General features: G+C 64.1%; 15 protein-coding genes. 12 read left to right on the top strand and 3 right to left on the bottom strand.

The window, feature by feature from the left end; all coding sequences use genetic code 11:
- Nucleotides 1-6: 6 nt before the first annotated feature.
- From pspA to WGH93_RS00060, 4 genes are all read left to right on the top strand, one after another.
- Nucleotides 7-729: a phage shock protein PspA gene (pspA, locus tag WGH93_RS00075; RefSeq protein ID WP_374762798.1), complete on the top strand. Its 723-nt coding sequence runs from the start codon at nt 7-9 to the stop codon at nt 727-729.
- Between the two features lie 51 nt (nt 730-780).
- A complete protein-coding gene (gene pspB, locus WGH93_RS00070; RefSeq protein WP_374762797.1) occupies nt 781-1,017 on the top strand; it encodes an envelope stress response membrane protein PspB in 237 nt (78 codons plus the stop codon).
- On the top strand, nt 1,004-1,390 hold the full coding sequence (gene pspC / locus WGH93_RS00065; protein WP_374762796.1) for an envelope stress response membrane protein PspC: 387 nt from the start codon (nt 1,004-1,006) through the stop codon (nt 1,388-1,390). Before pspB ends, pspC begins: the two co-directional genes overlap by 14 nt.
- Nucleotides 1,391-1,558: 168 nt before the next feature.
- Complete coding sequence (locus WGH93_RS00060; RefSeq protein ID WP_374762795.1) at nt 1,559-1,978, top strand: SufE family protein; 420 nt, start codon at nt 1,559-1,561, stop codon at nt 1,976-1,978.
- Nucleotides 1,979-2,227: 249 nt separating this feature from the next.
- On the opposite strand, the gene WGH93_RS00055 is transcribed toward WGH93_RS00060, so the two are convergent.
- The 3 genes from WGH93_RS00055 to WGH93_RS00045 form a co-directional block, all read right to left on the bottom strand.
- Nucleotides 2,228-3,583, bottom strand: coding sequence for a sodium-dependent transporter (locus WGH93_RS00055; RefSeq protein ID WP_374762794.1), 1,356 nt, complete (start codon nt 3,581-3,583; stop codon nt 2,228-2,230).
- 169 nt (nt 3,584-3,752) lie between these two features.
- The gene (locus WGH93_RS00050; protein ID WP_374762793.1) at nt 3,753-4,601 is read right to left on the bottom strand and encodes a carbonic anhydrase; all 849 of its coding nucleotides are present in this window, start codon (nt 4,599-4,601) and stop codon (nt 3,753-3,755) included.
- 67 nt (nt 4,602-4,668) lie between these two features.
- Nucleotides 4,669-5,175: a J domain-containing protein gene (locus tag WGH93_RS00045; RefSeq protein WP_374762792.1), complete on the bottom strand. Its 507-nt coding sequence runs from the start codon at nt 5,173-5,175 to the stop codon at nt 4,669-4,671.
- Between the two features lie 404 nt (nt 5,176-5,579).
- Between WGH93_RS00045 and WGH93_RS00040 the strand changes: the two genes are divergently transcribed.
- The 8 genes from WGH93_RS00040 to metK all read left to right on the top strand — a co-directional run.
- The gene (locus WGH93_RS00040; protein ID WP_374762791.1) at nt 5,580-6,296 is read left to right on the top strand and encodes a response regulator transcription factor; all 717 of its coding nucleotides are present in this window, start codon (nt 5,580-5,582) and stop codon (nt 6,294-6,296) included.
- A gap of 23 nt (nt 6,297-6,319) precedes the next feature.
- Nucleotides 6,320-8,008 (top strand): stimulus-sensing domain-containing protein, encoded by a 1,689-nt coding sequence (locus tag WGH93_RS00035; RefSeq protein ID WP_374762790.1) that lies wholly within the window; start codon nt 6,320-6,322, stop codon nt 8,006-8,008.
- Nucleotides 8,005-8,466 carry an HPr kinase/phosphorylase gene (locus WGH93_RS00030; RefSeq protein ID WP_374762789.1) on the top strand — a complete coding sequence of 154 codons (462 nt, stop codon included), beginning with the start codon at nt 8,005-8,007 and terminating at the stop codon, nt 8,464-8,466. Before WGH93_RS00035 ends, WGH93_RS00030 begins: the two co-directional genes overlap by 4 nt.
- Nucleotides 8,467-8,471: 5 nt before the next feature.
- Nucleotides 8,472-9,401 carry an RNase adapter RapZ gene (gene rapZ / locus WGH93_RS00025; protein WP_374762788.1) on the top strand — a complete coding sequence of 310 codons (930 nt, stop codon included), beginning with the start codon at nt 8,472-8,474 and terminating at the stop codon, nt 9,399-9,401.
- Between the two features lie 65 nt (nt 9,402-9,466).
- Nucleotides 9,467-9,868 carry a PTS sugar transporter subunit IIA gene (locus WGH93_RS00020; protein WP_374762787.1) on the top strand — a complete coding sequence of 134 codons (402 nt, stop codon included), beginning with the start codon at nt 9,467-9,469 and terminating at the stop codon, nt 9,866-9,868.
- 2 nt (nt 9,869-9,870) lie between these two features.
- Nucleotides 9,871-10,209 carry an HPr family phosphocarrier protein gene (locus tag WGH93_RS00015; protein WP_374762786.1) on the top strand — a complete coding sequence of 113 codons (339 nt, stop codon included), beginning with the start codon at nt 9,871-9,873 and terminating at the stop codon, nt 10,207-10,209.
- 233 nt (nt 10,210-10,442) lie between these two features.
- Nucleotides 10,443-11,729 (top strand): adenosylhomocysteinase, encoded by a 1,287-nt coding sequence (gene ahcY / locus WGH93_RS00010; RefSeq protein WP_374762785.1) that lies wholly within the window; start codon nt 10,443-10,445, stop codon nt 11,727-11,729.
- 29 nt (nt 11,730-11,758) lie between these two features.
- The coding region (metK, locus tag WGH93_RS00005) for a methionine adenosyltransferase (RefSeq protein WP_374762784.1) at nt 11,759-12,675 on the top strand (917 nt) is incomplete at its 3' end.

The raw sequence follows: 12,675 nt of genomic DNA, 5'->3' as shown, positions 1-12,675 counted from the left end.
GGCACCATGGGTATCTTTTCCCGCATGACCGACATCATCAATTCCAACATCAACGCCATTCTGGACCGGGCGGAAGATCCGGAGAAGATCATCCGCATGGTGATCCAGGAAATGGAGGATACGCTGGTGGAAGTGCGCTCCTCCGCGGCGCGCACCATCGCCGACCAGAAGGATCTGGACCGGCGGATCGCCAAGATCCGCAAGGCTGCCGACGAATGGGAACGCAAGGCCGAACTGGCGCTCAGCAAGGGCCGCGAGGATCTGGCCAAGGGGGCGTTGTACGAGAAGTCCCGCATGGCGGAGCAACAGGCCGCGCTGGAAGAGCAGAAGGAGGCGCTGGCCAACGCGCTCAGCACCCATGAGGAGGACGTGTCCAAGCTGGAAGCCAAGCTGAAGGAGGCCCGCGCCAAGAAGGCGAGCCTTCAGGCGCGGCACCGCTCCGCCAGCAATCAGGTGCGGGTGCGCCGGAACCTGTATGACAACCGCATTCATGATGCCTTTGAGCGGTTCGACAAGGTTGAAAGCCGCATTGACCGCCTGGAAGGGGAAGCGGAGGCCCTGGATATGGGCCGCAACCCGTCGCCCGGTGAAAGCCTGGCTGATGAGATCGATGCGATGGACAAGGACGGGGCGCTGGAAAGTGAGCTGGAGGCCCTGAAGGCGAAACTGGCGAAGAAGTCCGGGGGCGACGCCGCGTCCGCCAAATCCGGCAAAGCCAACAGGAAATGAACCGGGGGCGGCCCGTCAGTTCGGGCCGCCCAGGCTTGAGGGGATCACGAAATGGACGAATTCATACCAATCATAGCCATCGTCAGCCTGTTTCTGGTGTTGCCGGCGATGTTCTTCCACTATGTGACCAAATGGAAGGAAATGAAGACCATGAGCGCCGATGACGAAGCCTCTTTTGCGGACCTGCACAAGACCGCGGATCGGCTGGAAGACCGCCTGCGGACCCTGGAACGCATCCTGGAGGACGAGGTGCCCAACTGGAGGAGCCGGACCCATGACGACCAATAGCCCGACCAAGCTCTACAAGCGGCCCGAAAACGGCAAGGTGATGGGCGTATGCGCCGGGGTGAGCGATTATTTCGGCATCAATGTCACCGCCGTGCGCGTGCTGACCGTGTTCGGCGCCTTCATGACCGGCTTCTGGCCCGTGCTGATCATCTATTTCATTCTGGGTTTCATCCTGGAGCCGGAACCGGCGGGCCTGTATGCCGACGATGAGGAAGAGCGCTTCTGGCGCCAGACCCGTACCGCGCCGGATTATTCGCTGGCGGAACTGAAGCGCCGCTTTCGCGAGATGGAGCGCCGCACCGCCGATATGGAGGCTTACATGACCTCCAGGCGGTTCCGGCTGGACCGGGAAATCCGGTCATTGGAAGACTGAGACCGGCATTGATCCCTGTTCCCGCCAACCCCGCGCCCACAGGCTCCCTTGAAGGCCCCGTCCTCATTGGATGGGGCCTTTTCTGTGCCGGGCACTGGACAGGCGCCGTCATCTGCGCCACATAACCGGCCACGAGATGCAAAGGCCCCGGAGCCAAGAGGAGACAGCATGGCGCTTGACGACACCAGCCTGGACGATGTGCGCGACACCTTCGCCTTTCTGGATGACTGGGAAGAACGCTACAAGTTCATCATCGATCTGGGCCGCAAGCTGGACCCGCTGCCCGACAGCGACATGGTGGACGCCAACAAGGTGCGCGGCTGCCAGAGCCAGGTATGGCTGGTGCCGGAAAAGGACGCCGAGGGCCATATTCACCTGCGCGGCGACAGCGATGCCCATATCGTCAAGGGGCTGGTGGCGCTGATGCTGCTGACCTTTTCCGGCAAAACGGGCCGCGAGATCGTGGAAACGGATGCCGAGGGCCTGATGGCGGAACTGGGATTGCGGGACCACCTGTCCCCCATGCGGGCCAATGGCCTGTATGCCATGCTGGAACGCATCCGCGAAATAGGCCGCATGGCCGCCTGACCCCCCGACCGGTCATCCCGCCCACAGACCTATCCGACGGCCACAAGCGTGGCCCGCCGCCCCTGCGAAGCCGGGCCGCGCAGCGCCAAGGCGTGAGCGGAAAAACAGCCTTCACCCGGCGTTGCTTCTACCGCCATCCCGCCACTGCGCGGGATGAGCGGAGGGCGCGACCGCGCCCCGCCGCCCCTGCGCCGCCCCCGCGGAGCCGGGCCGCGCAGCGCCAAGGCGTGAGCGATAAACAAAGCCCCCTCAGGCGATCACATTATCATAGATCAGCCACGCGAAGATCAGGGCGATGGCGGTGGGGCTGATGAAGCGCACCAGGAAATACCACAGCCGGAACCAGGGCTGCTGCATGGCCAGTTCGCGGATCATGCTGCCGCGCTTTACGTACCAGCCCACGAACAGGGTCATGCCCAGGCCCCCCAGCGGCATCATGATATTGTTGGTCAGGAAATCCAGCAGGTCGAAAAAGGTCATCCCGAACAGGGTGATGTGGGACATCAGATTGAAGCTCAGCGCGGACAGGATACCGACCATAAAGGCCCCGCCACCTGCCAGCATGGTGGCCTGCCTGCGGGAAAAGCTGCCCTGTTCCTCGCAATAGGAGACCACCGGTTCCAGCAGGGAAATGGAACTGGTGATGGCCGCCACGCCCAGCAGGCTGAAGAAAATGGTGGCCACCAGAACGCCAAAGGGCATGGCGCCGAAGGCGATGGGCAGGGTCTCGAAGATCAGGCTGGGGCCGCCCGCCGGGTCCAGCCCGTTGGCGAAGACGATGGGGAAGATCGCCAGCCCTGCCAGCAGGGCCACCATGCTGTCGGCGGTGGCCACGGTGACAGCCGACCGGCCCAGATCGGTCTGATAGGTCAGATAGGAGCCATAGGTCATGATGGAGCCCATGGCCAGTGACAGCGAGAAGAAGGACTGGCCCAGCGCTTCCAGCACATTGGCGGTGGTCAGGCGGGTGAAGTCCGGCTCGAACAGGAAGGCGAGGGTGGCGGTGAAATCCCCGGCCAGCGCCGCATACAGCACCAGCACCAGCAGCATGGTGAAAAGCGCGGGCATGAGGAAGCTCACATAGCGTTCCAGCCCGTCATTCACGCCCTGGGAGACGATCCACATGGTCACCCCCATGAATCCCGCGTGCCACAGCACGGTCAGGGTGGGGGAGGCGATGAAATCGGTGAAATGGGCGGCTGACTCGTCCGCCGTAATGCCGGAAAAGGCCCCGGTGAGCGCGGAGAATACATAAGAGAAGGTCCAGCCGCCGACCACGGAATAGAAGCTGAGCACGAAAAAGGCGCCCAGCACCCCCAGCCAGCCGATCAGGGTCCAGCTTCTGGCGCGGCCCTCTTCCTCGCTGACCCGCTTCATGGAGTTGACGGGGCTGCGCTGCCCCCAGCGGCCCAGCGCCAGTTCGCTGACCAGAACGGGCACGCCGATCAGGAAGACGAAGATCAGATAGATCAGGACAAAGGCGCCGCCCCCGCCCTGGCCCGCTTCATAGGGAAATTTCCAGACATTGCCCAGCCCCACGGCGCTGCCGACGGCGGCCAGCAGAAAAGCCCAGCGGGATGACCAGTGCGCGTGTTGTACAGCCATGGGTATGCTGCCCCCTTTTATCACCACTCCCCAACCGGCCCGCCGCCCGCGAAGGGGTCGGATGCCCGGTGGCGCGCAGTCTATGAAAGCGGCGCCCGGCTGTCACTGGTTTTTCGAGGATGGGCAGGGCGGGCGCCCCGGGCGCGGATTCCGCCTTTTTGTGCCCGCTTCACTGGCGGGGCACGCTTTGCAGCACCATGCGGTCACCGCGCGGTTGCACGGGGCGATAGCCGTTGCCGATCAGCGCAATCAGCTCGTCGACCTGTTCCAGACTGAAGCTGATCATGGTTGTGAGCACATACCAGTTGACACCCTGGGTGCAGGGCGGCGTGGTCAACGAGCCCAGATAGCGCACATAGGACAGATCGTCGGGCAGGAACTGATTTGGATGCAGGGTGATGCTTGGCCCGGCGGCGTGGGCCATGCCCGGTTCCAGCGGCGCCTGATCCAGCAGGCGCGCCATGCCTTCATGCGCCGACCCCACATCCACCAGTATGCTCAGCATGGCGATGCGGTCAAACTGGTTGGAAAACCGCATCTGGATTTCCGCAGGCGCGCGCACACCGTTCATCAGGTGCTCGGCGGGGGCCTGAAATCGCACCCGGTCCAGCGTGAAGATGTTTTCCCCCACCATCAGGCGGCTGCCTTTCTGCACGGTCCAGTGCAGGGCGCGGCCATTATTGCCCAGATTCAGGGTGGATTTTCTGAAGTCCGTCGAAAGCGGGGCGATCTGCACCGGGTCGGTGGCGGTGATGTCGATGGGGGATTGCCGGTTGCCAAGGGTGCACATGCGCCAGACCGGGTCCATGCCGCCCCAGGCGCGCGGGCCGGTGTCCCCGTCCTGATAGGTCCAGTCGGGCACGCCCCCTTTCAACGCCCTGTCCTGCGCGGTGGCGGGTGGATCGACGGTCAGGGCGCCCATCAGGGCGAGCGCGACGCCGGCAAGAACGGCGGTCAGGGTTGGCTGTTCGGGGGTCGCGTGCTGTGCGGTTTTCAGCATGAATGAAAAAACGGGCACGGGCTTGGCGCTCCTGCATTTCGGGGTGACGGATTTGCCCTTGCGGGTGGGTGTGTCGCTGACCCGGTCATTGGGCCAGCAGGTCATAGGCCTTGCGGATTTCCGAAAATTTCTCCGCCGCCAGAGGGTCGCCGGAATTGGCATCCGGGTGATAGACCTTGGCCAGTTTGCGATACTGGCGCTTGATATCCTGCTGGCTGGCACCGGGGTCCAGTTCCAGCGTGTCGAAAGCCCGGTTTTCCCGCGCGGTATAGCCGTTGTCCTCCGCGGCACCGCCCCATTCAAAGCTGTTGGCGCTGGCAAAGGCATCGCTGGATGCCTGGCCGGTGCGCTCGGCATAGCGGCGGGCTTCCTCGTCCGTCATGCCCTGGAAAAAGTCCCAGTTGCTGTTGTATTCCGCCGCATGGGCCTTGCAGAAATACCACCGCTCCCGCGAGCCGGGTGCTTTGGGCGCGGGGTGTTCGCCCCGTTCGGAACAGCCCACATAGTCGCACATGCGCACGGCCTCGGCCTCCTTGTCCAGGCCGTACCCGCCCCATCGGGGAAATCCAAAACCGCGTGTGCCGCCTGCCATGGCCACTCCTTCGTCTTTGTCTTTTTCTTCGGGCCGGATTGTCGCCCGTTTTCGGGGTGCGCTCTTTGTGGCCGGCTGCCCGGCCCGATTCAAGGGGGCGAAGCCTATCACAGCCTGTCCGCGTTTGTCGCGGGGTAAGCCCCGGATGCGGCATGGTGCCCGGATTGCCGGCTTGCCACGATGCCGCCTTAATCCCGCGCTTGGCTGGCCCCGTGCGTGTTCCCGGCGCCCAAGGGGGTTTTTGCCCCGGCGCCCAGGGTTGGTACGGGTCCCGGCGCCCAAGGGGGTTTTTGCCCCGGCGCCCAGGGTTGGTACGGGTCCCGGCGCCCAAGGGGGCTTTTGCCCCGGCGCCGGGTGCGCTAGAAAGGCAGACTGCTGCGGGCGACAAAAGCGAAGGAGCCGCCATGACCGCCACAATCGCGCTTGTGGACGATGACAGAAACATCCTGACCTCCGTGACCATCGCGCTGGAGGCGGAGGGGTTTCGCGTGCGCACCTATTCCGATGGCCGCAAGGCGTTCGACGCGCTGTCCACCAATCCGGCGGACCTGGCCGTGCTGGATATCAAGATGCCGCGCATGGACGGCATGGAAGTTCTGCGCCGACTGCGGGAAGTGTCGGACATGCCGGTGATCTTCCTCACCTCCAAGGATGAGGAGATCGACCAGCTTCTCGGCCTGCGCATGGGCGCGGACGACTATATCCCCAAACCGTTTTCCCAGCGCCTGCTGGTGGAGCGCATCCGCGCCCTGTTGCGGCGCATGGAAATGGCCAGGGCCCCCGCCGAGGAGGTGGAGGCACCGGCGGAAGATGAGGATGCCGTGATGGTGCGCGGCGATCTGGAACTGGACCCGCGCCGTCACAGCGTCACCTGGAAAGGGGTGGATGTGACCCTGACCGTCACCGAATTCCTGATTCTCAGGACGTTGGCACAGCATCCGGGCCATGTGAAAAGCCGCGACCAGTTGATGGATGCCGCCTATACGGACGACGTTTATGTGGATGACCGCACCATTGACAGCCATATCAAGCGCTTGCGCCGCAAATTCCGCGAGGAGGACCCGGATTTCAAGGCCATTGAAACGCTGTACGGGGTAGGCTACCGCTTCAAGCAGGACTGACCCCACCCGGAAGGAGAGAGTCCTTGACCCGGCCCGCCCACAGCCAGTCGCCCGCCGCCGCGCCGATGGGACGGATCGCCGGTACGGGCAGCTTCCGTTCGGTGCGGCCCCGACACTATGCGCGCGGCCTGTCGCCATTGATGGTGCGGATCATGGCGGTCAATGTGATCGCCCTGCTGGTGGGGTTGGTGGGGTACCTCTATCTGGGTGCGTTCAGGGCCGACCTGATCGCGGCGCGGGTGGACGCGCTACAGGTTCAGGCGGAAATCATTGCGGGCGCGCTTGGCGAAAGCGCCGCGGGCGGGCCTGAATCCACGGATGTGGACGTGGCCGCCGCCCGCCCCATCCTGCGCCGCCTTGTGGGGCCGACCGATCTGCGCGCCCGGCTTTACGGGTCCGAGGGTGGACTGGTGCTCGACAGCCGCTTCATGGAAGGCGCCGCCCGCGTGGTGGTGGAGCCTTTGCCGCCGCCGGGGCAGACCGTTCCGGTTTCAGAACGACTTGAAGGTCTGATGCACCGGCTGCTGGATCGCATCATGCCCCGCCCGCCCGCCGAGCCCATGCCCGCCGAGCCGGTGCTCAGGGTCGAGCAGTTGCTGGAGCTGTCCACGTCCTTTGCGGGGGAGCGGGCGGTCGCCATACGCCGGGATTCGGGCGGGTTGCACATGATCAATGTGGCCGTGCCGGTGCAGCGTTTCCGCCGGGTGTTGGGGGCGCTGCTGATCACCGGGGAAACCGGCGACATAGAGCGCATCGTGCGGGCCGAGCAGGTGCGCGTTCTGGCCATTTTCGCCGGGGCACTGGCGATCACGCTGCTGCTGTCCTTCTTTCTGGGGCGCACCGTGGTCAGCCCGGTGCGCAAGCTGGCGCGGGCCGCCGAGCGGGTGCGTCGCAATGCGGGCCGACAGGAGGATCTGCCCGAATTTGCCGAGCGCGGCGACGAGATCGGCGACCTGTCCCGGTCTTTGGCGGACATGACGCGGGCGCTCTATAATCAGATCGATGCGGTGGAACGTTTCGCCGCCGACGTGGCCCATGAATTGAAGAACCCCCTGACCAGTATGCGCAGCGCCCTGGAAACCCTGGAACGAACGGACAATCCGGCCGTTCAACGCCGCCTGATGGAAATTCTGATCGATGATGTGCGCCGCCTGGATCGGCTGATCGGTGACGTGTCCGACGCATCCCGGCTGGATGCGGACCTGACACGGGGCACCAGCCAGATGCTGGACCTGGACCGGCACCTGGCCGATCTGGTGGCTGCCTATGGCGCCGTGGACCGGCCCCGCGCCACCGTGCGCTATGACGGGCCGGGCACTCCGGTGATGGTGGCGGCGCTGGAACGACGCCTGTCGCAGGTGTGGCGCAATCTGGTGGACAATGCCATCAGCTTCAGCGAGGCGGATGGCGTGGTCCGCCTGACCCTGCTGCCGGAACGCCGACAGGTGCGGGTGCTGGTGGACGATGACGGGCCGGGCCTGCCCGAAGGGGCGGAGGGCCGGATTTTCAAGCGTTTCTATTCCGAACGGCCTGACAGTCAGGGCTTTGGCAATCACAGCGGCCTGGGGCTGGCCATTTCCCGCCAGATCGTGGAAGCGCACGGCGGGCGGCTGACGGCCATGAACCGGCTGGGGGATCAGGGCGGCGTGGTGGGCGCGCGCTTTGAGGTGATTCTGCCCCGTCCGGCCAACCGAAGCGGAGACGGATCATGAACGCGCCGATACGGATGCATGGCAGCGTGGTATCGGTGGGCGGGCGCGGGGCGCTGCTCACCGGCGGCAGCGGGCTGGGCAAGTCCGATCTGGCGCTGCGCCTGATCGATCGGGGGGCGCGGCTCGTGGCCGACGATCAGGTGCTGTTGGAAACCGCGGCGGACGGTCGGCTCTGGGCCACAGCGCCGGATGCGCTCAAGGGCTTGCTGGAGGTGCGCGGGCTGGGCATTATCCACATGCCGGGTCTCGATCGCTGCCCCATTGATCTGGTGGTGCGGCTGGGCCCGATGGACAGCCCCCAGCGGCTGCCGGATGCGCGCCCCTGGCAGCCGCCGGGCGATCCGGCGCCGATGCGCGTGCCGGAACTGTTCATGTTCGCATTCGAACCGAGTGCGCCGATCAAGGTGGAGCTGGCGCTCGCCGAAGCGGCGCGTATCGGCTCATCAGGGGAGGTATGATCACCATGACGCAGCAGACTGTTCCGCAGCCGGGCGCCGGGGATGATGGCGCAAAAGGGGCAGGGCGCCGTTCGGTGGTGCTGGTGACCGGCCTGTCGGGCGCGGGCAAGACCACGGCGCTCAACGCCTTTGAGGACCTGGGCTATCAGACGGTGGACAATCTGCCGCTCAGCCTGCTGGAAAACGTGCTGGACATGCGGACTCACGGTGACACCGGCCCGCCACCGCCGCTGGCCGTGGGGGCCGATGCCCGCACCCTGCTGTTTTCCAGCGAGAGCTTTCTGGCCACGGTGGGCGCCCTGCGCAGGCGCGGTGATGTGGCGCTGAAGGTGCTGTTCATGGATGCGGGCAATGATGTGCTGATGAAGCGCTTCTCGGAAACCCGCCGTCGGCATCCGCTGGCGCAGGATCGGCTGCTTCGCCAGGCGATCAAGGAAGAGCGCGCCCTGATGGATGATGTGCGCCAGGTGGTGGATGGCATCATCGACACCACCACGCGCACTCAGGCGGAGACGAAGCGCCTGATATTGCGCCGCTTTTCCGGTTCCGAAACGGCGGCCATGGTGGTCACCTTCATGTCGTTCGGCTTTGCCCATGGCACCCCGCGGGATGCGGACCTGGTGTTCGATGTGCGGTTTCTGCGCAACCCGCATTACGAGCCGACCCTGAAGCCGCTGACCGGTCTGGATGAACGGGTGGCCAATTATGTGCGGGCCGATGAGGGCTTTCAGGAGTTCTTCGATCGGGTTCAGGGCCTGATCGCTTTTCTGCTGCCGCGCTATGTGGAAGAGGGAAAATCCTATCTCACTCTTGCTTTTGGCTGCACAGGTGGCAAACATCGCTCGGTGATGATGGCGGAGGCCATGGCCCGTGTTCTGGGGAGGGACCCGGTTACCGTGCATATGTATCACCGGGAGTTGCCGGCGGCGGATTAAGGCCGCTTCAGGGCGCCATATGACGGATTTGGGCGCAAGAGCGAAGTTTAGTATGGGATGACAGTATGATTGGAATGGTGCTGGTTACGCATGGCCGACTGGCGGAAGAATTCGTCGCCGCCACGGAACATGTGGTGGGGGAGCAGACCCATATCCGCGCCGTGTGCATCGGCCCGGACGATGATATGGAACAGCGCCGCGAAGAGATCATGAAGGCGGTCAAGGATGTGGGCGCCGACGGTCAGGGCGTGGTGCTGCTGACGGATATGTTCGGCGGCACGCCCAGCAATCTGGCGATCTCCCTGATGGAAAAGGGCAAGGTGGAAGTGGTGGCGGGCATCAATCTGCCCATGCTCATCAAGCTTACCAGTATGCGGGGCACCGCCACGCTGGACGAGGCCGTGGAAGCCGCGCGCGAGGCCGGTATCAAATATATCAACGTGGCCAGTCACGTGTTGGGGAACTGATCATGGCATCGGACAAGCCCGCCCCTGAACTGGCCAACCCGACGGAAGATGCACCGCCGTCCGCCTCCGCCGGGGACGGGCGCCGGGTCACCATCGTCAACCAGCGCGGCCTTCATGCACGGGCGTCGGCGGCGCTGGCCCGCCGGGCGGCGGATTTTCAGGCGGACTTGACGGTCAGCAAGGATGGTACCGGCGTCGGCGCCACATCCATTATGGGCCTGATGATGCTGGGCGCGGCCAAGGGCGACACCGTGACCCTGACCGCCACCGGCCCCGATGCGGATGAAGCCGTGGCGGCGGTGGCGGACCTGGTGGAAAACCGTTTCGGCGAGGATTGCTGATCCCCGAAAAGCCCTTTTTCCGCGCTTTCTGATCCCGTGGCGACCCGTGTTGCCCCCGCGGTGCCTTCGCGGCGCCCCGGTCGTGCTGGTGCCGCGCATATAAGGCCCTTCTTATATAAAGAAATCTTTATCTTTCCTCGGTCGGCTGTTATACAAGCGCGCAACCGGGGAGGGTCGCGCGCCATCGGGCGGCGGCATCCCCTTAGCCATGACAGTTTCAGGAGAACGATCAGATGGGTGACTTCAAGGTCAGGGATATCGAACTGGCGGACTGGGGCCGCAAGGAAATCAACATTGCGGAAACCGAAATGCCGGGCCTTGTGGCGCTGCGGGAAGAATACGCCGCCAGCCAGCCGCTCAAGGGCGCGCGCATTGCCGGGTGCCTGCACATGACCATTCAGACAGCCGTTCTGATCGAAACGCTCACCGCGCTCGGTGCCGAAGTGCGCTGGTCGAGCTGCAATATTTTCTCCACCCAGGATCATGCCGCGGCGGCTATCGCCGCCACCGGCGTGCCGGTCTTTGCCTGGAAGGGGGAGACCGAGGAAGAATATGATTGGTGCATTCGCCAGACCGTGGAAGGCCCCGATGGCTGGCACCCCAACATGATTCTGGACGATGGCGGCGACCTGTCCCTGATGATGCATGAGGATTACAGCCATCTGATGGATGACGTGAAGGGCATTTCCGAGGAAACCACCACGGGCGTGATGCGGCTTTATGAAATGGCCAAGGCGGGCACGCTGAAGGTACCGGCCATCAATGTGAATGACAGTGTAACCAAGTCCAAGTTCGATAATCTCTATGGCTGCCGCGAATCGCTGGTGGACGGCGTGAAGCGCGCCACCGACGTGATGATCGCGGGCAAGGTGGCCGTGGTGGCGGGCTTTGGCGATGTGGGCAAGGGGTCCGCCGAATCCCTGCGCAGCCAGGGCGCGCGCGTGATGGTCACGGAAATCGATCCCATCTGCGCGCTTCAGGCGGCGATGGAAGGCTATGAAGTGGTCACCATGAACGAGGCCGCCAGCATTGGCGACATCTTCGTCACCGCGACCGGCAACAAGGACGTGATCACGGTGGACCATATGCGGGACATGAAGGACCGCGCCATTGTCTGCAATATCGGCCATTTTGACAGCGAAATCCAGATTGCCGGCCTTCAGAACTACACCTGGGAGGAAGTGAAGCCTCAGGTGGATGAAGTGGTGTTCCCCGATGGCAAGCGCCTGATCGTGCTGGCCAAGGGGCGGCTGGTGAATCTGGGCTGCGCCACCGGCCACCCCAGCTTTGTCATGTCCGCCAGCTTCACCAATCAGGTATTGGCACAGATCGAACTGTGGACGCGGGGCGATGCCTATGAGCGCCAGGTTTATGTGCTGCCCAAGCATCTGGATGAAAAGGTGGCCAAGCTGCATCTGGGCAAGCTGAATGCCCGGCTGACCGAGCTGACCGAAGAGCAGGCCGCCTATCTGGGGCTGCAACGGCAGGGTCCGTTCAAGCCTGACCATTATCGCTATTGAGCCCCGGTGTTCAGGGAAGGACGTACCCGATGAGTCATTATCTCTTTACCAGTGAATCCGTCTCGGAAGGCCACCCCGACAAGGTGGCGGATCGCATTTCCGATGAAATCGTTGACCTGTTTATCGGCGCCGAGCCGGAATCCCGCGTCGCCGCCGAAACCCTGGTGACCACCAATCGCATCGTGGTGGCCGGCGAGGTGCGTGGCCCCCGCTTCACGGATGCCGAGATCGAAGCTGTGGCCCGCAAGGCGGTGCGCGAGATCGGTTATGAGCAGGAGGGATTCCACTGGGAAACCGCTGCCTTTGACAACTATCTGCACGAGCAGTCCGCTGACATCGCCGCCGGGGTGGATAGCGACCCCGCCGCCGACAAGGATGAAGGCGCCGGGGATCAAGGCATCATGTTCGGCTTTGCCTGTGACGAGACCGACAGCCTGATGCCCGCCCCGATCGACTTTTCCCACCGAATCCTGAAGTCGCTGGCCGCGCGCCGCCATGACGGCAGCGAACCCATGCTGGAGCCGGATTCGAAAAGCCAGGTGACGCTGAAATATGAAAACGGCAAACCGGTGGGGGCCGAAAGCGTGGTGGTGTCCACCCAGCACGCAAAGGGATTCGACCAGAACGACCTGCGCGAAATCGTGCGCGGGCATGTGGTGGATGTGCTGCCCGAAGGATGGATGCCGCCGGAGGAAAAGTTCTTCGTCAATCCCACCGGCCAGTTCGAAATCGGCGGGCCGGATGGCGATGCCGGGCTGACTGGCCGCAAGATCATCGTGGATACCTATGGCGGGGCGGCACCCCATGGCGGCGGCGCCTTTTCCGGCAAGGACCCCACCAAGGTGGACCGATCCGCGGCTTATGCGGCGCGGTATCTGGCCAAGAATGTGGTGGCGGCGGGCCTGTCGGACAAATGCACCATCCAGCTCGCCTATGCCATCGGCGT

Source organism: Yunchengibacter salinarum (genome assembly GCF_037658235.1).
Taxonomy (GTDB): Bacteria; Pseudomonadota; Alphaproteobacteria; order Sphingomonadales; family Kordiimonadaceae; genus Yunchengibacter; species Yunchengibacter salinarum.
Note: the sequence above shows the minus strand (reverse complement) of the source record. Positions and strands in the feature narration are given on the sequence as shown.

Coding starts and splice junctions, on each gene's coding strand:
- WGH93_RS00055 (WP_374762794.1), bottom strand. CDS start 3,583: ATGGCTGTACAACACGCGCACTGGTCATCCCGCTGGGCTTTTCTGCTG.
- rapZ (WP_374762788.1), top strand. CDS start 8,472: ATGACGCAGCAGACTGTTCCGCAGCCGGGCGCCGGGGATGATGGCGCA.
- WGH93_RS00040 (WP_374762791.1), top strand. CDS start 5,580: ATGACCGCCACAATCGCGCTTGTGGACGATGACAGAAACATCCTGACC.
- WGH93_RS00015 (WP_374762786.1), top strand. CDS start 9,871: ATGGCATCGGACAAGCCCGCCCCTGAACTGGCCAACCCGACGGAAGAT.
- WGH93_RS00020 (WP_374762787.1), top strand. CDS start 9,467: ATGATTGGAATGGTGCTGGTTACGCATGGCCGACTGGCGGAAGAATTC.
- pspC (WP_374762796.1), top strand. CDS start 1,004: ATGACGACCAATAGCCCGACCAAGCTCTACAAGCGGCCCGAAAACGGC.
- WGH93_RS00060 (WP_374762795.1), top strand. CDS start 1,559: ATGGCGCTTGACGACACCAGCCTGGACGATGTGCGCGACACCTTCGCC.
- WGH93_RS00030 (WP_374762789.1), top strand. CDS start 8,005: ATGAACGCGCCGATACGGATGCATGGCAGCGTGGTATCGGTGGGCGGG.
- pspA (WP_374762798.1), top strand. CDS start 7: ATGGGTATCTTTTCCCGCATGACCGACATCATCAATTCCAACATCAAC.
- ahcY (WP_374762785.1), top strand. CDS start 10,443: ATGGGTGACTTCAAGGTCAGGGATATCGAACTGGCGGACTGGGGCCGC.
- WGH93_RS00045 (WP_374762792.1), bottom strand. CDS start 5,175: ATGGCAGGCGGCACACGCGGTTTTGGATTTCCCCGATGGGGCGGGTAC.
- pspB (WP_374762797.1), top strand. CDS start 781: ATGGACGAATTCATACCAATCATAGCCATCGTCAGCCTGTTTCTGGTG.